20 protein-coding genes are annotated in these 18,515 nt (G+C 55.1%); 8 read left to right on the forward strand and 12 right to left on the reverse strand.

Features of this window, described 5'->3' with window-relative positions:
• Positions 1-926: 926 nt before the first annotated feature.
• Together BQ17_RS17955 and BQ17_RS17960 are read left to right on the forward strand one after the other, a co-directional pair.
• Positions 927-1,292, forward strand: a complete 366-nt coding sequence (locus BQ17_RS17955; protein WP_089729451.1) for a toxin-antitoxin system TumE family protein — start codon at positions 927-929, stop codon at positions 1,290-1,292.
• Positions 1,289-1,639, forward strand: coding sequence for an HVO_A0114 family putative DNA-binding protein (locus tag BQ17_RS17960; protein ID WP_089729453.1), 351 nt, complete (start codon positions 1,289-1,291; stop codon positions 1,637-1,639). The genes BQ17_RS17955 and BQ17_RS17960 overlap by 4 nt, the downstream gene beginning before the upstream one ends.
• 49 nt (positions 1,640-1,688) lie before the next feature.
• Here the strand turns inward: BQ17_RS17960 and BQ17_RS17965 are convergent, their stop codons facing one another.
• From BQ17_RS17965 to rsmG, 5 genes are all read right to left on the reverse strand, one after another.
• Positions 1,689-2,090: a helix-turn-helix domain-containing protein gene (locus tag BQ17_RS17965; RefSeq protein WP_089729455.1), complete on the reverse strand. Its 402-nt coding sequence runs from the start codon at positions 2,088-2,090 to the stop codon at positions 1,689-1,691.
• Positions 2,087-2,344 (reverse strand): type II toxin-antitoxin system RelE family toxin, encoded by a 258-nt coding sequence (locus BQ17_RS17970; RefSeq protein ID WP_089729457.1) that lies wholly within the window; start codon positions 2,342-2,344, stop codon positions 2,087-2,089. The genes BQ17_RS17965 and BQ17_RS17970 overlap by 4 nt, the downstream gene beginning before the upstream one ends.
• Positions 2,345-2,490: 146 nt before the next feature.
• On the reverse strand, positions 2,491-3,402 hold the full coding sequence (locus BQ17_RS17975) for a ParB/RepB/Spo0J family partition protein (protein ID WP_089729459.1): 912 nt from the start codon (positions 3,400-3,402) through the stop codon (positions 2,491-2,493).
• Between the two features lie 20 nt (positions 3,403-3,422).
• Entirely contained in the window at positions 3,423-4,235 is an 813-nt protein-coding gene (locus tag BQ17_RS17980) for a ParA family protein (protein WP_089729461.1), read from the reverse strand.
• A 5-nt stretch (positions 4,236-4,240) separates the two neighbouring features.
• A complete protein-coding gene (rsmG, locus tag BQ17_RS17985) occupies positions 4,241-4,897 on the reverse strand; it encodes a 16S rRNA (guanine(527)-N(7))-methyltransferase RsmG (RefSeq protein WP_256091672.1) in 657 nt (218 codons plus the stop codon).
• A 162-nt stretch (positions 4,898-5,059) separates the two neighbouring features.
• Between rsmG and BQ17_RS22130 the strand changes: the two genes are divergently transcribed.
• Positions 5,060-5,674 (forward strand): hypothetical protein, encoded by a 615-nt coding sequence (locus tag BQ17_RS22130; protein WP_089729465.1) that lies wholly within the window; start codon positions 5,060-5,062, stop codon positions 5,672-5,674.
• 7 nt (positions 5,675-5,681) lie between these two features.
• Here the strand turns inward: BQ17_RS22130 and BQ17_RS17995 are convergent, their stop codons facing one another.
• Positions 5,682-6,506, reverse strand: a complete 825-nt coding sequence (locus BQ17_RS17995) for a polymorphic toxin type 44 domain-containing protein (protein WP_089729467.1) — start codon at positions 6,504-6,506, stop codon at positions 5,682-5,684.
• A 416-nt stretch (positions 6,507-6,922) separates the two neighbouring features.
• Positions 6,923-8,797: a tRNA uridine-5-carboxymethylaminomethyl(34) synthesis enzyme MnmG gene (gene mnmG, locus BQ17_RS18000; protein ID WP_089729469.1), complete on the reverse strand. Its 1,875-nt coding sequence runs from the start codon at positions 8,795-8,797 to the stop codon at positions 6,923-6,925.
• A gap of 35 nt (positions 8,798-8,832) precedes the next feature.
• On the opposite strand from mnmG, the gene BQ17_RS18005 reads away from it, so the two are divergent.
• The 3 genes from BQ17_RS18005 (at position 8,833) to BQ17_RS18015 (ending at position 10,771) form a co-directional block, all read left to right on the forward strand.
• Positions 8,833-9,660 carry a TIGR04255 family protein gene (locus tag BQ17_RS18005; protein WP_089729472.1) on the forward strand — a complete coding sequence of 276 codons (828 nt, stop codon included), beginning with the start codon at positions 8,833-8,835 and terminating at the stop codon, positions 9,658-9,660.
• Entirely contained in the window at positions 9,657-10,226 is a 570-nt protein-coding gene (locus BQ17_RS21110; RefSeq protein ID WP_141699362.1) for a hypothetical protein, read from the forward strand. The genes BQ17_RS18005 and BQ17_RS21110 overlap by 4 nt, the downstream gene beginning before the upstream one ends.
• Positions 10,227-10,381: 155 nt before the next feature.
• Positions 10,382-10,771 carry a hypothetical protein gene (locus BQ17_RS18015; RefSeq protein WP_089729476.1) on the forward strand — a complete coding sequence of 130 codons (390 nt, stop codon included), beginning with the start codon at positions 10,382-10,384 and terminating at the stop codon, positions 10,769-10,771.
• Between the two features lie 57 nt (positions 10,772-10,828).
• On the opposite strand, the gene mnmE is transcribed toward BQ17_RS18015, so the two are convergent.
• The 5 genes from mnmE to rpmH all read right to left on the reverse strand — a co-directional run bounded on the left by mnmE (position 10,829) and on the right by rpmH (position 15,233).
• Positions 10,829-12,199 carry a tRNA uridine-5-carboxymethylaminomethyl(34) synthesis GTPase MnmE gene (gene mnmE, locus BQ17_RS18020; RefSeq protein WP_089729478.1) on the reverse strand — a complete coding sequence of 457 codons (1,371 nt, stop codon included), beginning with the start codon at positions 12,197-12,199 and terminating at the stop codon, positions 10,829-10,831.
• Positions 12,200-12,805: 606 nt separating this feature from the next.
• On the reverse strand, positions 12,806-14,485 hold the full coding sequence (yidC, locus tag BQ17_RS18025) for a membrane protein insertase YidC (RefSeq protein WP_089729480.1): 1,680 nt from the start codon (positions 14,483-14,485) through the stop codon (positions 12,806-12,808).
• Positions 14,478-14,714, reverse strand: a complete 237-nt coding sequence (gene yidD, locus BQ17_RS18030) for a membrane protein insertion efficiency factor YidD (RefSeq protein ID WP_089729482.1) — start codon at positions 14,712-14,714, stop codon at positions 14,478-14,480. Before yidD ends, yidC begins: the two co-directional genes overlap by 8 nt.
• Positions 14,699-15,130: a ribonuclease P protein component gene (gene rnpA / locus BQ17_RS18035; RefSeq protein ID WP_341765477.1), complete on the reverse strand. Its 432-nt coding sequence runs from the start codon at positions 15,128-15,130 to the stop codon at positions 14,699-14,701. Before rnpA ends, yidD begins: the two co-directional genes overlap by 16 nt.
• Positions 15,099-15,233 carry a 50S ribosomal protein L34 gene (gene rpmH / locus BQ17_RS18040; protein ID WP_089729485.1) on the reverse strand — a complete coding sequence of 45 codons (135 nt, stop codon included), beginning with the start codon at positions 15,231-15,233 and terminating at the stop codon, positions 15,099-15,101. The genes rnpA and rpmH overlap by 32 nt, the downstream gene beginning before the upstream one ends.
• A 344-nt stretch (positions 15,234-15,577) precedes the next feature.
• Here rpmH and dnaA point away from each other — a divergent pair, with 344 nt between their 5' ends.
• Positions 15,578-16,912, forward strand: coding sequence for a chromosomal replication initiator protein DnaA (gene dnaA / locus BQ17_RS18045; RefSeq protein ID WP_089729486.1), 1,335 nt, complete (start codon positions 15,578-15,580; stop codon positions 16,910-16,912).
• A gap of 189 nt (positions 16,913-17,101) precedes the next feature.
• Positions 17,102-18,208 (forward strand): DNA polymerase III subunit beta, encoded by a 1,107-nt coding sequence (dnaN, locus tag BQ17_RS18050; protein WP_089729487.1) that lies wholly within the window; start codon positions 17,102-17,104, stop codon positions 18,206-18,208.
• The last annotated feature ends 307 nt before the right edge of the window (positions 18,209-18,515 follow it).

The following is an 18,515-nucleotide window of genomic DNA, read 5'->3' on the forward strand; positions in this document are numbered from 1 at the left end:
CTTTGTACAGAATTTAGCGCGAAATAAAAAGTTTCATCCCACCGCTATCAGGAAAAGCGAATACTTTCACAGTCTCTCCAGCGTGGGAACGCAATCGTGGCCGCTCCAGCGGCCGAGATCCCTCGCTCCGCTCAGGACAAGGTTTCATGACGCTGGAGCGTCAGACCCCTCCTGTGCCGGGACAAGGCTTGCTCCCACGCTGGAACCTGGGAGCCAGAGAATGATAAACACCTGAAACAAGCTGTTGGCGGGTAAGTCAATAGGAGCAGTCGGGTGGTAGTGCGTCAGTTTGAATTTTTGGATTTGATGAGGGTTAGAATATTGACTTCCCTCCCTTCAACCCGTGGTGCCTTGTTGGGAGCAAGCGCGCTCCGGGTTGAAGGGCAGTTGAAGGTCAATAGAGCACACGCAGGGTATCAGCGAACCGGGACACCGTACAAGAAAAAAGCAGCGTGAAAATTTCAAACTGACGCACTACTAGTCGGGTCATCGGCCCGATCCTTTGGAGTGCGCCGGCAAAGCGCCGCGACCGGATCGTGGCCCGCGACAGTATGCGCCACGACCACGACCTTTGCTCAAGGATCGGTGGTGTGGCGTTTCCCGCGCGGCCCGCGGCGCGGCGACGGCGCTTTGGTTTTTGGGCGCTTCTGATCCAAAGCGGCGGCGGCTTGGTGCCAGCTGCCGGACCGGTGCGATCAGCCAATCAGCGAGGAATCACCCGCGGCACCGGGCTCACCGGTTGCCGCCGCACTCCAAAACCGTCGGGGCAAAACAGGGGCCACGGCTTCAATGAGGCTGCGACGATTAGCCGTGGAATATAAAGGCGGGATGCGCTGCGCTTTCCCGCCCTACGTCAGTTGCCGTCGCTCGCGGCAATCAACTCAGAACCGGCTGGTGAACGTCACCAGCGGCTGATACGATGAGCCATGCATAGGGATTCTGGAATCGAAACGCTGCTCGATCTTCACAATCAAATCATCGACCAAGGTAACGGGTATTGGCTCAAGATCGAGGCGTGGCAGATCGATCCGACTCCGGAGGTGCCGCACGGCATCCGCTACTCACTCACGCTCCATGAGCCGTATGGAAAACGAATACTCGGTTATGACAATGCTCATGCCGTCAAGCCGCCGAGGCAGTTTAAGTATGCCGGACGTATCTTGGCATATGACCACAAGCACCGCCACTGCTCTGATGTGGGCGTGCCTTACGAGTTCCAGGATGCCCACCAGTTGTTGACGGACTTTTTTGCGGAAGTCGACCGCGTGTTGCGGGAGGTTATGAGGCGGTGAAGGCCATTGTGATCGGTATCATGCCGCAAGAGAAGATCCGTGCACGGATGTCGGCCATCGCGCGTGGCGAGTACAGGCCCAAGCCGGGAGAACCCAAGATTTGGTTCACTTCGATGGAGTCGCTTGCCGAGGTTCTGAGCGACGAAAATCGCGCACTGCTGAAGCTGATCGCAGAAATGAAGCCGGAATCGATCTCTGCTTTAGCGAAGGCTACGGGTCGCAAGTCTGGAAGTCTCTCTCGCACGCTGAAGACCCTGTCCAATTACGGTATTGTCAACATGCGGCGCGAAAAACGACATGTGCGTCCAGTCGCCAAAGCAACAGAGTTCCGGATCATTGCGGCGTGACGGGAGTCACCGGTCAGGGTTTACCCGTCAGGGAATACCTTGCTGGCAATCAGTCTGTACGCTCCAGTCCGTCCAGCATCCCGGGATCGATCAGATCATCCACATCCACAGAGAGTGCGAACGCGAGCCGCCCCAAAGCCGCGACCGAGCCTTGCTTGCGCCCGGTCTCGATCTGCGAGAGGTAGGTCTTGTCGATACCGGCCTTCTGGGCCAGTGCGGCCTGTGTGAGCGCTCTGTACTCACGCCAAACACGCAGGGGTGAATCGCCATTTACAAGGCGCTGTATCACTGCATGCGGCACCGTCTCTCCGGCATCTGCCATGGCGGCATCGTAGGCCCGGATGTCACGCATCTGTTCCGACAGCCGGACCAGCTCTTCATATTCCTCGTAGGGTGTGACTGCGTACTCGGGTACGCCATCACGCTCGATGATCTGAACGTTCGCAGTCATTTGTAAATGTCTCCTCGGGGGCCGATGTCGAGCACCATGATGACCAATCGATCGGCCTCGATGCGGTAGATCGCCCGCCATTCGCCGGTTCTGAGCCGATAACCGTCTCGCCCGACTAAGCGCCTTGTGTCGAGGTCGCTGCGCGACGGGTCCTGGGCCAATTGTTCAAACGCGGAGAGAAATCGACTTGCCAACGGCTTGGGCATCCGCGTCAACGCTTTGCGTGCCGGACGTCGGTATTCGATGCCGAACATGCCAAAAGCCTAGCTTGAAGTTGACCTACGGTCAACTTCTCAAGTTTCCTTTCGGTGGTTGGACATCGGATGGAAGCCACCAAGGCTGAGCGATATGAGCAGGATTTCGCCCTCGGCAGATCGTTGAACCTGTATCACGGAAACTTTTATTTTATGTGGGCAAGGATCCCATCGAGCTCGTCAAGGCTGTTGTACGCGATGACCAGCCTGCCCGTACCCCGGCTGCCGTGTCTGATCCGGACTTGGGTCCCGAGCCGCTCACCGAGATCGTCCTGCAGTCGCCGTATATCGGGGTCCTGCGTCGGCTCGGAGGCTACAGTCGCGGGCTGATCCTGACCCGCTGCCTGCAGGCGGCGCACCAACTTCTCGGTCTCCCGCACGGACAGTCCGTGGGAGACGACCCGGCTAGCGGCCTCGCTCTGCCCCGGTCCACGCAACCCCAGGAGCGCCCGCGCATGCCCCATTTCCAGATGCTTGTCCCGGAGGTACTGCTTGACGTCGTCGTTCAGCTCCAGCAGGCGCAGCAGATTGGTCACCATGGTGCGGGACTTCCCGATCGCTTCCGCAACCTGTTGGTGGGTCAGTTCGAACTCGGTCAGTAGGCGTTCCAGGGCCCCTGCTTCTTCCAGTGGATTGAGGTCGTCCCGCTGGATATTCTCGATCAGGGCGATGGCGATAGCGGACTGCTCGTCCACCTCCCGTACCACCACGGGTATCTCCATGAGGCCCGCTTGCTGGGAGGCCCGCCAACGCCGCTCCCCAACGACGATCTCGTAACGTCCGGCACCGACCGGGCGCACCACGATAGGCTGAATCACACCCTGGGCGGCGATGGAGTCCGCCAGCTCGCGCAGACTGTCCGGGTCGAACTCATGTCGGGGTTGGTAGCGTCCATGCGCAATCACGTCGATCGGAAGGCTGGTAACCTCCGAGACTACCGGGACCTCCCCCTCCGTCTCTGTCTCACCATCCCCGGCACCAGCACCGGATTCCGGCTCCGGTATTCCGCCGAGCAGTGCATCCAGGCCACGGCCGAGGCCCTTTTTCTTCGTAGACATGGGTTGGATCTAGCCTCTCTTTATGGTCCCGCGACCGGTTTTCCCACGGCCGTGGTATGGCGTTTCTCCTGTCGGCGCAGGATCTCGCCGGCCAGGGCCAGATAGGAGACCGCGCCGCTGGAGGTCTTATCATAGAGCATGGCCGGCTGACCGTGGCTCGGGGCCTCGGCGAGTCGGACGTTGCGCGGGATGATGGTACGGTAAACCTGGTCTTTGAAATGGGTGATCAGCTGGGTCGATACCTGGTTGGCCAGGTTGTTGCGCGGATCGTGCATGGTACGCAGGATACCTTCGATCGCCAGTGCACCATTGCGATTCGAGCGGATCTGGTCGATCGTTTGGAGGAGCGCCGATAGCCCCTCCAAGGCGTAATATTCGCACTGGATCGGAATCAGCACACCCTGGGCGGCCACCAGGGCATTGACAGTCAGCATATTAAGCGACGGCGGGCAGTCAATGACGATGAACTCGTAGTCCTCTCCCGACTCGGATAACAGGTGGGCCAACCGCCGTTCACGCTGGGGTGAACGCATGAGCCCGACTTCAGCGGCGGTCAGGTCGCCGTTGGCGGGCAGCAGGTCGAAGCCGGGCGCCGGTTCCTCGATGTGCTCGAGGCATTCCCGGAAGGCCCGGTTCCCGAGCATGAGGTCACAAGCGGAGCTTGCCAGGCTGTTCTTGTCCACGCCGCAACCCATGGTGGCATTGCCTTGGGGATCCATGTCCACAAGCAGTATGCGGCGCCCCATGGAGGCCAGGGAGGCGGTCAGATTGACAGCGGTGGTGGTCTTGCCTACACCGCCCTTCTGATTAGCGATGGCGATCGTCCGTACCATAGTTATCAGTTGTAATGCGCTTCGATCAGATGGCGTTCGGCACTGAGAAAGGGCACTTCAATCGGGTGAACGCTTAAGGTGTCCGGGCTCGGTTCCAACCCTCGGAGTTCGGTGCCCGCCGGTTGCTTCCCCTGCATTGCCAGAAGGCGTACGGGACGCGCGGGCAGGCGCGCTGTTAGGCCCAAGAGATCAGGCACCGAGGCTACCGCCCGACTGACAATGGTAGCGAATTCCCTCCCTGGGAGATACGCTTCCATCCGGGCTCGAATCACAACGGCGTTCATAAGTCCAAGCCCCATCACTGCCTGGTGCAGAAACCGGACCTTCTTGCCGTTGCTGTCGAGCAAGTAAAAGGTCCGCTCCGGCGCGGCGATCGCAAGCGGGATACCCGGCAGGCCGGGACCGGTTCCCAGGTCGAGGAGTTTATCGCCGTAGAGGTACGGAAGCACGGACAGGCTATCGAGCAGATGCTTCGAGACCATCTCCAAGGGTGCACGCACGGCAGTCAGATTGTAGGCCCGGTTCCAGCGTTGGAGAAGCAAAAGATACCGAACCATGACGTCGGTCCGGTCGCCGCTCAGGGCGATGCCCATTTGTTCGAGACCCGCCGTCAATCGCGTCCGGACTGCCCCTCGGTCGGACATGAGTACACCATCCGACATTCACAACAATTGTTCAAGCCCTGGTAAACGAAAGAAAACGACGAATCACACGAATCCGCGCAAATCAAATTCCGTACCTACGGAACATTCGCGTCGATCCGCGTGATTCGTAGTTTTCCTTTCACCCAGCCTCAATGAGGCCACGAAATAGTTTGAATCACAATGGAAAAAAATACCAAGAAAACCCCTAAGCTGCTGCTGATACTCGTGGTTGGATGGGTACCCCTCTACATTCTCGCCAGGCTGATCTCGAGCTCCCGGATCTCCATCGGATTTTTTTCTGACTTTTTGCTTGTCATATTGGTGACTCTCGCCTTTCCTATCCTCCTGATCCTGAGCATCGTCGTTGCGGGCGTATCCCTGTTCAGGTGGTTGACAAGGAGGGGGCGGCCCCATGTCGCTACCTTCCTGCCCCTGGTCATCATGCTGGTCTTCTATTTCTTGCCAATCCACATACCCTCGAGAACGGAAATGGCCTTTTATCATCACCGAGACGAATTCATCGAGCTTGCCGATCCATTCGTCAACGAACATCAGAACGCTGATAGACTGGGATGCCACTTACCGGAATCGCCCTTATATGAATCGGCCGTGGCTGGCCGTACATGGCCTTCCGGGGCATTGGTCATAGAGTTCATCGTCGCCGACTACTCTCTGCCGTTAGTGTATATCTCCACGGATAATCCAGACGATGTTCGTGATACCTGTTCCGAAGGCGGCGTACCGATCGAGAGGCTCGAGCCCAACTGGTATGTCTGCCGTCGCGACTGGAATTGAAAGGCATTCAGTATCCAAGCCGGTCAAACCGTGGGTCATAGGGTCGGATAGCAAGGGAGTCGCGGGAGAACCAGACCTCGCCCATCAGGTCCCGCGCGGTTATCCGTTCGGGTCGATACTGGTAGAGCCGGATGCCCACTTTGATCGCGGCCTTGTCTTTCGGGTCGTCCCAGATCATCGGGTTATGCTTGATCTTTTCAAGGAAAATATCCAGCCACTCTTCGAATAACTCTGACCTTCCCAACTCCCCCCAGGTATGCGCGAAGGCGGCGCCCAAGATCAACTCCCGTTCGGAGAATCCGGCGGCCATACCCACATACCCATAATGGATATTGGACCAAATGTCATGATTGTAAACATGACCGCCGTATAGGTGCTCATTGTTGAAACACGAAATACTCGAAGGAAACCAGCGCTTAATTTTGGGTTTATGATCCCAGTCGGCTTTGTCCTTTACTTTCTCGGCCCACAGAATCAATGTCAGCTTGCGATTGGTAAGATGCTTACCCACACACCGAGCAAGTATGCCACCCAGGTCGAGGACAACCAGCACCCGCTGTACCTCGGGCGGCAGCTTGCCGATATCCTCGATGCAGTCATCAGGGGGAAAGCGGTTGAGCGCGGCCAGGCCCTTTGTAAAAGGACTATGGGCATTGGTGTTCATCTCAGCGACGATATAGTCGACAAGGAATATGATGTCGTTACGATCCAGCGGTACCTGTTGGATACCCGGAGACCATGGGGAACTTGGCTCGCCAAAGTTGAAGTCCCCCGGCTCACGGATGGGGTTGTTGTAATCCGTTCCGAGCGGTCCTGGTCCTCTGTATCCCATGGGTTTTCCCCTTATTCAGTCGCGTGAATGTTACCCAACAAGATGCTACCAGCTACCAGTCACCGGCTTCCGGCCTGTCGAGCTAGTACATCGTTTCACAAAAGATTCCTGTTAAAACCATCCTTGTTATTTAGAGCAAAGCGAGAAATCTTGTGACTTTATGGTTGTATCATCGCTAAAGATCTCTCCCTTCGGTCGAGATGACAGAGACCAGTTTTACTATAAAATTCCAGTGAGACAGGGTAAGGGTACTAGAGTGGATCTTCACCACACACCGGCTCGACAAGATTCCGCGCGGAAGGCGAGCCGAATGCCAAAGCTGGCCGCGCTTAACGAGGCAATGGGCCGGATTGAGTATAGGAAAAATAATCCAAATCACCCAGCTGGTCCACACAGCGAACCCTCCATCAATCAAGTTATCCCGACCACCGCTTCAGATGGATCAAGAGTAGAGAGACCGCTGCCGGGGTAACTCCGGGGATACGGGCCGCCTGACCGATGGTCGCAGGCCGGACCCTGATCAGCTTCTCACGTACTTCCGCGGACAGACCCCGGATGTGCTCAAAGTCGAAATCGGCAGGCAGACATAGGGCCTCCTGGGCCTGTCGGCGGTCGATCTCCTCACGCTGACGACCGATGTAACCGGCATATTTGCACTGGATCTCCAGCTGCTCCGCTGCCTTGGGGTCCACCACGCCCGGACCAAGTCCGGGTAGACGCATGAGCGAGTGGTAGGTCACTCCAGGTCTTGCGAGCAGATCCAGTGCTCGGCTCTCGCGACGGAGGTCATCGCCAAGGGTCTCGCGGAGCAGATCCGGGTCAAGGTCGTGCGGACGCACCCAGGTATCCCTCAACCGTGCACGTTCACGCTCAATGGTCTCACGCTTCTGCTCGAAGGCCCGCCACTGCTCGTCTCCCACCAGGCCCAATCGACGGCCGGTCTCGGTCAGGCGCAGGTCGGCGTTGTCTTCACGCAGGAGTAGTCGGTATTCGGCCCGACTGGTGAACATGCGGTAGGGTTCCTTGGTGCCTTGGGTAATCAGGTCATCCACCAGCACGCCCAGATAGGCCTGGTCCCGACGGGGGCACCAAGGCTCATCGCCCCGGACCTGCAAGGCTGCATTGAGTCCGGCCAGCAAGCCCTGGGCCGCTGCTTCTTCATAGCCGGTAGTGCCATTGATCTGACCGGCAAAAAAGAGCCCTGGGATGAAACGGGTCCGGAGCGAGCACTCGAGGTCCCTGGGGTCGAAGAAGTCGTATTCGATCGCATAGCCGGGGCGGGTGATGCGGGCCTGCTCAAAGCCGCGCATGGAGCGGACCAGGTCTTGCTGCACATCGAAGGGCAGGCTGGTGGAGATGCCGTTGGGGTAGAGCTCACGAGTCTGCAATCCCTCGGGCTCGACGAAGATCTGGTGCGAATCCTTGGCGGCGAAACGCACGACCTTGTCCTCGATTGAAGGGCAGTAGCGTGGCCCGATCCCTTCGATCACCCCGGTGAACATGGGTGAGCGTGACAGACCCGCGCGGATGATCTCGTGGGTGCGGGCGTTGGTACGGGCGATGTGGCAGTTCACCTGACGCGGATGGTCCTGTGCTTGGCCGAGAAAGGAAAAGACGGGCACAGGATCGTCACCGGGCTGCTCCTGGAGCACCGAGTAGTCGATGCTGCGCCCATCGATACGAGGCGGGGTCCCGGTCTTGAGCCGCTCAACCCGGAAAGGAAATTCACGCAACCGACGGGCCAGGGCATTGGCGGGCGGATCTCCGGCGCGTCCTCCCTCATAGCTCGTAAGGCCGACGTGTATACGACCCCCGAGAAAGGTCCCGACCGTCAACACCACGGCAGATGCCCGGAAGGTCAGGCCCATCTGGGTGAGAACACCGGCGATCCGCCCATCCTCCAGCAACAGGTCGTCCACCGCCTGCTGGAACAGATCCAGACCCTCCTGACACTCGAGCGCCTGCCGTACTGCCGTCTTGTAAAGTATACGATCGGCCTGGGCGCGGGTCGCACGCACGGCAGGACCCTTACGGGCATTGAGGATGCGGAACTGAATCCCCGCCACGTCGGTCGCACGGGCCATCAGTCCACCGAGGGCATCGATCTCTTTGACCAGATGGCCCTTGCCGATACCCCCGATGGCCGGGTTACAGCTCATCTGGCCGATGGTCTCGATGTTGTGGGTAAGCAACAGGGTACGCGCCCCGAGGCGCGCCGCGGCGAGACTCGCCTCCGTCCCCGCGTGCCCGCCGCCGACTACAATGACATCATAGGTCTCTGCTGCTAACATATTTTGTAAACATTATTTACCAAGTAGGTCCAAACATGGTGACCGTTGTTCCCATAGCGGATCGGCATGCCATCAAGACCGTATCCTTCGCCCTGGAGTGGCGGGATCCCCTACAGGAAGACATTCTGACACTCCTGATGGCACTGCATCCCAGAGTACGCGATAAACTGCCTCGAGTACTCAAGCAAGAGGAGATATTATTTAATGTCGTCGTTGGTCCGGTAGAACCCGAGCGACAGGCTCCAGCTAAACCGCGACTTGCGGGCGTTATGTTCGATGCCCTACAACCGAACGGCCAGCAGGCATGGGCACTTGTTGTCCGGAAAAATTTCCTCGTGGTCAGCTGCCATATCTATACCCGTTGGAACGATATTTGGCGCGAGGCGTTGGAGCTATTGACACCCTTTGTTCCCATTCTTGCCAAGGAACGGGGAATCTCCGCGATCGGGCTTCAATATATCGACCAGTTTCGGGTAACAGGCGCATGTGACCAATTTCGGGCAAGCCATCTGTTGCGAGAAGGGTCTCGGTTCGTCCCTGCGCACGTGTTTGAATTGGAAGGCTTGTGGAATTCCCATCACGGCTTTTTCAAGCAGCTCGCCGCGCCAACGGCCCACCGCAGGCTTGATAATGTCAACGTCGATGTAGTGGATGTCAATAACGAGTGTCTTATCCAGATAACAACTGCGCACCGTGCGTTACTTGATAGCCCAGCCACCGATGAGTCTTCATTACTCGAGCCTGCCGATGGCAGCAGGTTACACCATCATATGGTCGAGCTTCACAAGGCCAATAAAAAGTTGCTGGGCGAGCTTCTAAACGACACCGTGTGCGAACGGATCGGCCTCGGAGGGCAACAATGAACCTAATTATGCCAACCTTCTCCACTTTGTCTTCTTCCAGGCTGAACTATGACTATTCATTTGGTGGGACCGCACCTGTAGATGAGGGGTGTGGGGTAACCTCGAATCGAATCAGCTCAATTGCAGACCTGACTTCCATCTTCACTGAACAACCCTTCGGCACATGGCGAGACACCCGATGGGTAGCTGAGAGTTCTGTTACGGGAACCGACCCCAAGGAAACCTTGTTGTCACAGCTTGCTGAATATCAAAGCCTTCCTGACAATTGGGATGGTTACGGGGGAAAAGCCGCAAGCATCGAGGCAGTAATGGATTCGGTACGCTTTCTGCTGCGATTTCCTTCGACATTCCCTCTACCGAAGCCGATGATTAGTGGCTCCGGCGTGATCGGTCTCTATTGGGAGGGCAACGGCTGCTATGCAAGCATCGATTTCGACGGCAGCGGTTACTACTGTTACATCGCCGATTCCGCGGACGAGGAAAACGGAGAAGACCAGGTTCCAGTCGCGCAAACATTACCTCCTCGCCTCGCGGAGGTCATCGTGATGACCGCCGATGACTTCTGACCGCCATGGACTGTCGAGAGGTATTCCAAAAGGCGGGGGTGCCTAACGATCGTTGTAGCCAAATATCGAAGAGCAAGCCCGGATGCTCATGCGAATCCGAAAGCGTCAGTACCCATTCCCCCGGTCCTGTCGGTGACTCAGAGGAACTTGCTCGCTTGATCTATTCCCCATTCCATATCGATGTAGAGACAGGGGAAGTGACCGAGGCCGCCTTTTCCGATGCCAAGGACAAAGGGCTCTCGGTTCAGCGCATGGCGCACGCAACGAACACGCGGATCAGAACCATCGGCGAGAACAAGCTGGCCCGAGATCACGCCCAGGGAAAGACCGATCGGGAGTTCCTCGGAATTGTGACCGGCGGGGTGGACTCGATCCGGGGATTAACGCACGGGAATAGCGAGCGTGCCTTCTGTGTTTACGACTCGGCGCTCCCGGACGTCCCGTCCCACGCGGATGTGTGCCAAACAACCGCTTCCCGTAGCGAAATGAAAAGGGCGCGCAAGAAGTTACGGGATCTTTTCAGTTACAAGCCCTTCATGCCTTGAGCTCCACTGGTCATATCGACATTCAAGCTGACCGGACCAGGATCGAGGCCACAGCTATTACTTACCGATACAAAAGCCGGAAAAAATCCGGTCCAGCAGATCGTCCGGCGTAAACTCTCCGGTAATCTCCCCAAGGGCCCGCTGGGCCTGACGCAGATCCTCCGCTACCAGCTCCACAGCAGGGGCCTGCCTCAGCAGCTCCAACGCGGAATCCAGGCAAACCAACGTTCGATCCAGGGCATCCAGATGACGCCTTCGGGCCATAAACACGCCCTCGGTGGATGCCGGAAAACCGCAGATCGCCTTGAGGTGTTCACATAGGACATCCACCCCGGCACCCGTAAGGGCGGAGATTGCAACCTCCGGTCCTGAAGGCCCCTGCTTGAGACCCGCAGGGGTCCCAGTCAGATCGATCTTGTTACGCACATAGGTAAGGGGAACATGGGCCGGTAGCCTACTTACATCGAAGTCCCTATGGTCCGGGTCGGACTGCCCATCAAAGACCCAAAGGATATGATCGGCTTGCTCGATCTGCTCACGGGCACGGCGAACGCCTTCCTGCTCGATAGGGTCCCGTGCGGGGCGCAGCCCGGCGGTATCGATGATGTGCAGGGGCATACCGCCGATCTGGATCTGCTGGCGTAGCAGATCCCGGGTCGTGCCGGGGATATCAGTGACGATCGCGGCATCGACCCCAGCAAGGGCATTGAGTAGGCTCGATTTACCGGCATTAGGGGGACCTGCGATGACCAGGTCGAGTCCCTCACGGATCAGGTGACCCTGGTGGCCACTGGTGAGCAAACCTCTTGCATCATGGATCAGGTCTTGTAGATCGGCTTCGACTTGTGAATCAGCGATAAAGTCGATCTCCTCATCAGGAAAGTCGATGGCCGCTTCCACGAAGCTACGCAGATGAACGATCCCTTCAAGCAGACCTTCGACCCGACGCGAAAGCTCTCCTTGCAGGGTGCGGCCAGCCAATCTCGCAGCTACCTCGGTGGTGCTCTCAATTAGATCCGCCACGGCCTCCGCCTGGGCCAAATCGAGCTTGCCGTTCAGAAATGCCCGCTCACTGAATTCACCGGGGCGAGCCGGACGGGCACCCAGCTCCAGGGCACGTTGCAGGAGTAGATCCAGGACCACCGGACCTCCATGTCCCTGCAACTCCAAAACATCCTCGCCAGTAAAGGATCTGGGGGCAGGAAAGAACAGGACAATGCCCTGATCAATGACCTCACCGTCCCGGGCACGAAAGTCAGCCAGAGTCGCAAAGCGTGGTTTGGGTACGCGGCCAATCAGACCTTCAGCTACAACTGAAGCTAGGGGCCCGGAGACACGAACAATACCCACACCACCAATGCCCGGCGGTGTAGCGATGGCCGTTATGGTCTCCGTGCTGCCACAGTAACTATTAAAGGCCGTTGACATTCATTATTCACAGTCCAATTAAGAAGCCTCCGTACCATTCAATGCTCGCTTTCCAGGTAGTGCTTAATGTGTATGATGAGCTTCCTATCAAACCTTTGCGGAGAAAAGTGATTCCCATTACCCTTATTTTATGATGCCCAACCCATCCGTGTCGGTAGCCTATAACAATTCCAGCAACAGCATGCTGCACTTGATTATAGGGGCCCCGTAAGTTGCGCTTAAAACCGGAAGCCCCTGAAATATTTCCCGCAAAATATGGGCCTCGACCACGACAATCAGTCATATTTGCGACTATAAGTACCGCTTCAAGATCTCCGATTAAAGCATCCGCAGGATTAGTTGCTCCATTTACGAGTTGAACTGCTCGAGTTGCAATGGAAACAAGAATCTGGCATCTATTCGATCTTCTGAATTCTCGAATTGCAAATAACTTTAATAGAGTTCTTCTATCGTGTGTTCCTACCCCAGCGAGTTGCGTACATTTTGACACATCTCTTTCTTCCCCCAAGTAGCAAAGACTGCCCATTCTAGACTGTTTTTGCCATCCATAGCATCTGGATTCGGGCAATCCCTGCCGGAATAGAGCTAGAGACCGAAACAGTTACTTCAGGCCTTGGCCTTAGCCGCCGCTTTCTCGACGTTACGGGTAATATGCCATTGTTGAGCAATGGACAGAATGTTATTAACCACCCAGTAAAGTACAAGCCCGGCAGGGAAAAAGGCGAAGAAGATGGTGAAAACAAAAGGGAGGCTCATCATCACCTTGGCCTGGATCGGGTCCGGGGGTGTTGGATTGAGCTTCTGCTGAATGAACATGGAGACACCCATGACCAGGGGCAGCACGAAGTAGGGGTCGGGGCTGGATAGGTTATTGATCCAGAGTGCAAAAGGCGCGTGCCTGAGCTCAACGCTCTCAAGCAAGACCCAATAGAGGGCTATGAATACAGGGATCTGCACCAGGATTGGCAAGCAACCGCCGAGGGGATTGATCTTCTCCTTCTTATAAAGCTCCATCATAGCCTGATTCAGGCGTTGCTTATCATCTCCATATCGATCTTTGAGGGCCTGCATCCGTGGCGTCATCTTGCGCATGTTGGCCATGGACTTATAGCTGGTCTCGGACAGCTTATAGAAGGCCGCTTTGATCAGGATAGTGAGGATAATGATGGCCCAACCCCAGTTACCGACCACCGCGTGAATCTTGCTGAGTAACCAGTAGATAGGTTGGGCCAGGATGGTCAGCCAACCATAATCGACTGCAAGCTCCAGCCCAGGTGCAATGGATACAAGGGTATCCTGCAACTTGGGTCCTATGAAGAGACGGTTCTCAAAGCTGTGCGTAACACCGGGAGGCAGCGTCACAGGCTCGGAGTACTTACCGATGATATAGCGGGACCCATTGAGGACATTGGTATAGAAGGTTTCTACGGTGCCGCTAGGCGCGATCCAGGCCGACATGAAGTAGTGTTGGATCATTGCAATCCAGCCATCAGAAACAACGCGCTGCAGCTTCTTGTCCCGCATGTCACCGAAGGATTCCTTGGTATACTTATCTTCCGGGCTGTAGTACACACCTCCTGTGTAGGTATAGATGAATTGAGAGGCATTCGGGTCAACCAGCTCGGTCCTTTGGAGTTGCTCATAAGAGCGAATCACCAGCGATGAGCCGGTGTTATTGGTCATAACCTGCACAAGTTGAACGACATAGCTACCCCGTTGGAATCTATAACGCTTCTTTACCTCAACCCCAGAGGGGTGGGTCCAGAGCAGTTCGACAATCAGCTCATTCTCGTTCGGTCCAAGGACGAAGTGGTCGCGAGCACTGGAAAAGGTTGCCTGATGTGTTGGTAACTGCCCTTGCTTGCCCCCTAGGAGCCCGGATTGGGCGATGAACATGTTCGGTGGACTCGGCTTGAACAGCCGGAACCTGGTTCCCGAATCCTCCGCCACTACGGCGTAATCCTTTAACCAAGCGCTGGTAATAGTGGCACCCCGCCGCGAGATCTCCAATTTCAACAAGTCGGTTTCTACGCGAATGAGGTCTTCATTTGCCACCGCTTGCACGGATGGGACAGGCGTGGCAGCTACTGTCAGCGTAGGCGCATCCGGTATCTCCGAGACATCCGGGGTACCATCCACCTCAGAGGTCTCCTTAGTCAGGACAGGAGGTTGCTGTGCAGCCTCGGACTGGACAACAGGACGTCCATAGTCTTTCATCCATGCCTGATAGATCAGTAGCAGGACGACGGCAAGCGCAAAGAATAACAGGAGACGCAGATTAACCATGGGGGGTATCGTCGGATGTTCCTGGGACCGGATCATATCCACCAGGATGCCAGGGATGACACCGCAGCAGGCGCTGCAAAGCAAACCCGGTACCCCGCAGCGCCCCATAGGTCTCAATCGCCTCAACGGCGTAATGGGAACAGCTTGGATAGAAGCGACAGTGGCTCCCAAGTAACGGACTGATTAAATATTGGTAACCACGGAGGAGACCAACTAACAGACCACGCATAATCGTTCCCGAACCCGTTTCCAGTGTGCAGCTAGGGAGGAGAAGAGCCGGCTGTTCGGCAAAGTTACGGCATGGGGACGACAGAGCACTGCCAGATCAATACCCTGCAGGGAATGGCGATGCTGACGAAAGCTTTCACGCACAATGCGTTTCATACGGCTCCGGTCAACGGCCCGCCGAGCGTATCTCTTTGAAATCGCAAGCCCCAGGCGTCCCGGTTTACGACCATTGCGCTGAGCGAAAACCGCGAAGCAGGAATCAGTCGACGTCACCGGTTGGGCAAACAGACTCCGAAAATCCCCTGATCGCCTTAGGCGCGCCTGGTGTGGAAAGCACGTATCTATAGGACTCTTCTGAGGGGGACTCCTCTGAGGGCCCTGGTGATCAGGCTGAGAGACACGCACGCCCCTTTGCACGACGCGCCGCTAGTACCTTACGCCCACCGCGAGTAGACATACGTGCACGAAAACCATGGGTCCGGGCACGCTTTAGCCGGCTTGGCTGGAAGGTTCTTTTCATTTGTCGATTTCAAGGAGCACAGTGCTCACTCGCCGCTAAGTGACCTGATTGGAAAAGGCTCGAATTATATTTTCTCAGTGGCCGTAAGGTCAACGACAACCAGCATTTTTCCTAAAAATGCCTCTAGTACATTAATAAAAACAACAGGTTAAGGGAAAAACAGATCTCCCGCAATCTTTTCTAGGGGTCCACGCTTGTGGATAAGTAACGGAAACCGATATAAACTTCCATCTTCACGATGCGGTCATACAATCCGCAGATCCTTCGATATATACTGAAAGTCGATACAAGTTTCTGCGGATCCCCACCAGTAACAGGCTTATAGACAGAGAGATCAAATATCCGTGGGAATCTGGAATCAATGTGCCTCCCGCCTCAAAGGCGATCTGACGACAACTGAGTATAATACCTGGATACTCCCCCTCCAGGCAACTGAAGAGAATGGTCAGCTCAAGCTGTACGCCCCTAACCACTTCGTAAGGAATTGGGTCATACAACACTATGAGCAACGGATCATAGAGGTCTGCTCCCACCTGAGCGGTGGGAAAACCCACACAATCCTATTTGAGATCGGCACCTTACAACGACCTAGCGATCCAACAGAAACCAAGGGAGGAAATACATTCGTACCTCAGGTGAAGTCCCGGGAACACCGCTCCGCAAGCAACCTGACCCCCGAGTTTACGTTTGACACATTTGTCGAAGGAAAATCGAACCAAATAGCCAGGGCAGCATCGATTCAGATAGGCACCAACCCTGGGACTGTATACAACCCATTATTTGTATACGGAGGTGTCGGGTTAGGAAAGACCCACCTAATGCATGCAATCGGAAATATGGTGTTGGATAACAATCCCTCAGCACATGTAGCCTACCTTCACTCAGAACGATTTGTCACTGAGATGGTGAAATCCCTACAGCATAATCGGATCGAGGAATTCAAAAAACGCTACCGAACCGTCAATACGCTGCTTATCGATGATGTCCAGTTCTTCGCGGGTAAGGAACGATCACAAGAAGAGGTCTTTCACACCTTCAATGCCCTTTTCGAATCCAAACAACAGATTGTGTTATCAAGCGATCGGTTCCCGAAAGAGGTCAATGGGCTGGAAGAAAGATTAAAGTCAAGATTCGGTTGGGGTCTTACCGTTGCGATTGAACCTCCGGACTTGGAGACACGTGTAGCCATCCTGCAAAGTAAGGCGATCCACATTGGTATCGACTTACCGGAAGACGTTACCTTCTTTGTCGGGAGACATGTCCGCTCGAATATCCGAGATCTCGAGGGGGCATTACGGCGCTTAGTAGCAAACTCACAGTTTACCGGTATTCCAATAAACCTCGAGTTTGCCAGGAATGCACTTCGAGACATGCTGGCTGCTCAAGACAGGCAGGTAACCATAGAGAACATTCAAAAGACAGTTGCGGAATACTACAAAATCAGGTCTGCGGATCTGACCTCCAATAAACGAAGTAGATCGATCGCCAGACCTCGCCAACTTGCCATGACACTTACTAAGGAGCTGACCAAACATAGCCTGCCTGAAATCGGCAGTGCCTTTGGAGGAAGGGATCACACCACGGTGATCCACGCAACAAAAAAAATCAAGGAGTTACGTGAAAGTGACATAACTATTGAAGAAGATTACAAAAACCTGTTGCGAACCCTGACGGTTTGATGTGGATAACCGGTGAGCAACTTTTGACAACGGAACCTTGTGGATAAATCCACAGATTATAAACAGGGAATCACAAGAGATTTCAATAGTACATTTATTGATAACAAACTGAAAGCAAAAGAAAAAAGAGATCTGTTCAGTTATCCACAAGATTAACTATAAATATATCAATATACAGGGGATCTAATAATGAAAATACATGTGAATCGAGAGACCCTGATGCCGGTGCTCACAAAGGTAGGAGGAGTCGTGGAGCGACGGCAGACGCTCCCAATACTCGGCAATCTGCTGATATCAGCGGAGGACGATTCCGTGCAAATTACCGGAACCGACTTGGAAATAGAAGTCCATGCGAAGTCCGATTCGACGGTTGAGCAGTCGGGAGAGATAACACTACCGGCAAGGAAGCTGATCGAGATTTGCAGGGCATTACCCGAGGGAACGGGAATAGTGTTGAAGGTAGAAGAAAATCGCGCATCTTTGGTTGCAGGAAGGAGTCGTTTTACGTTGAGTACCTTGCCGGCAAGTGATTTTCCAGTTATGGAGAGAAATGAAGGGATGCAGAATGTCGATGTTGAGCGGCAAACGCTGAAGCATCTCTTCGAGAAAACGGCGTTTGCAATGGCACATCAAGATGTCCGCTATTATTTGAATGGTCTTCTTCTGGAGCTGAAATCGGATAGGCTAGTAGCAGTTGCAACTGATGGTCATCGTCTGGCTAAGGTGGAGGAAATGCTACCGCTGGGAGTTGAGGAAGGAATGCAGATCGTTCTTCCGAGGAAGACAGTATTGGAGCTGAACCGGCTGCTTGGTGGGGGGGATGCAAATGAGAGAGTTCAGATAGAAATCTCGGAGAAGATGTTTCGAGCTGTCATAGGAGATGTATTGGTGACATCGAAGCTTGTTGATGGCCGCTATCCGGATTATGAGCGGGTAGTACCGCCAGCGCCGGAACGAATTGCCTATGTTGATAGAGATACGCTGAAGCAGGCGCTGTTTCGGACGTCGATTTTGTCGAATGAAAAGTATCGAGGGGTGAGGTTCAGTTTGGATCAGGGAGAGCTCAGGCTTCAAACGCAGAATCCGGAAAAGGAAGAAGCAGAGGAAGAGCTGGGGATAACCTATTCTCAAGAGCCGATGGTCATTGGGTTCAATGTTGGGTACTTGATAGATATACTGAATGTTCTGGAAGAAGATGAAGTCGAGATTGGGTTTAAAGATTCAGACGGTAGCGTGATTCTGCGGAATAAAGGTAAGGAGAAGGAGACGTTTGTGGTAATGCCGATGAGACTTTGATGTTACTCAGAGGATTTGGATGCGCGTGAGTAACAAGCTGCTTTCAGCTGCCGGTCTTCAGCCGTTGCAGCTGCCTGCCCACAGAGGTTTTGCTTTGCGTGTAGGATGTGGTGAGCGCCTATCCCCTACCCCTAGAATGCCTGCCTGTGCTGTCCTACCTAGCGCGGGGACTTGCTGATCTTCTGTAATGGTGGTGTTTTAACGCAACCTACGGTATGGTCCGTGCGGACCTTAGAGGCTGTCTAAAAACTAAGCCATTGATTTTAAATCGGTAGGCTGGGTCGAGGGACGAGACCCAGCAAACCAG

This window comes from Candidatus Thiosymbion oneisti (assembly GCF_900092655.1).
Classification (GTDB): Bacteria; Pseudomonadota; Gammaproteobacteria; order Chromatiales; family Chromatiaceae; genus Thiosymbion; species Thiosymbion oneisti.

What these genes read in the sequence shown, in the direction of transcription:
- BQ17_RS17955 (WP_089729451.1), top strand. Translation starts at nt 927, where the DNA reads ATGCATAGGGATTCTGGAATCGAAACGCTGCTCGATCTTCACAATCAA.
- yidC (WP_089729480.1), bottom strand. Translation starts at nt 14,485, where the DNA reads ATGGTTAATCTGCGTCTCCTGTTATTCTTTGCGCTTGCCGTCGTCCTG.
- BQ17_RS21110 (WP_141699362.1), top strand. Translation starts at nt 9,657, where the DNA reads ATGAACCTAATTATGCCAACCTTCTCCACTTTGTCTTCTTCCAGGCTG.
- yidD (WP_089729482.1), bottom strand. Translation starts at nt 14,714, where the DNA reads ATGCGTGGTCTGTTAGTTGGTCTCCTCCGTGGTTACCAATATTTAATC.
- rsmG (WP_256091672.1), bottom strand. Translation starts at nt 4,897, where the DNA reads ATGTCGGATGGTGTACTCATGTCCGACCGAGGGGCAGTCCGGACGCGA.
- BQ17_RS22130 (WP_089729465.1), top strand. Translation starts at nt 5,060, where the DNA reads ATGGAAAAAAATACCAAGAAAACCCCTAAGCTGCTGCTGATACTCGTG.
- BQ17_RS17980 (WP_089729461.1), bottom strand. Translation starts at nt 4,235, where the DNA reads ATGGTACGGACGATCGCCATCGCTAATCAGAAGGGCGGTGTAGGCAAG.
- BQ17_RS17975 (WP_089729459.1), bottom strand. Translation starts at nt 3,402, where the DNA reads ATGTCTACGAAGAAAAAGGGCCTCGGCCGTGGCCTGGATGCACTGCTC.
- dnaN (WP_089729487.1), top strand. Translation starts at nt 17,102, where the DNA reads ATGAAAATACATGTGAATCGAGAGACCCTGATGCCGGTGCTCACAAAG.
- BQ17_RS17995 (WP_089729467.1), bottom strand. Translation starts at nt 6,506, where the DNA reads ATGGGATACAGAGGACCAGGACCGCTCGGAACGGATTACAACAACCCC.
- mnmG (WP_089729469.1), bottom strand. Translation starts at nt 8,797, where the DNA reads ATGTTAGCAGCAGAGACCTATGATGTCATTGTAGTCGGCGGCGGGCAC.
- BQ17_RS17965 (WP_089729455.1), bottom strand. Translation starts at nt 2,090, where the DNA reads ATGACTGCGAACGTTCAGATCATCGAGCGTGATGGCGTACCCGAGTAC.
- BQ17_RS17970 (WP_089729457.1), bottom strand. Translation starts at nt 2,344, where the DNA reads ATGTTCGGCATCGAATACCGACGTCCGGCACGCAAAGCGTTGACGCGG.
- rpmH (WP_089729485.1), bottom strand. Translation starts at nt 15,233, where the DNA reads ATGAAAAGAACCTTCCAGCCAAGCCGGCTAAAGCGTGCCCGGACCCAT.
- mnmE (WP_089729478.1), bottom strand. Translation starts at nt 12,199, where the DNA reads ATGTCAACGGCCTTTAATAGTTACTGTGGCAGCACGGAGACCATAACG.
- BQ17_RS18005 (WP_089729472.1), top strand. Translation starts at nt 8,833, where the DNA reads ATGGTGACCGTTGTTCCCATAGCGGATCGGCATGCCATCAAGACCGTA.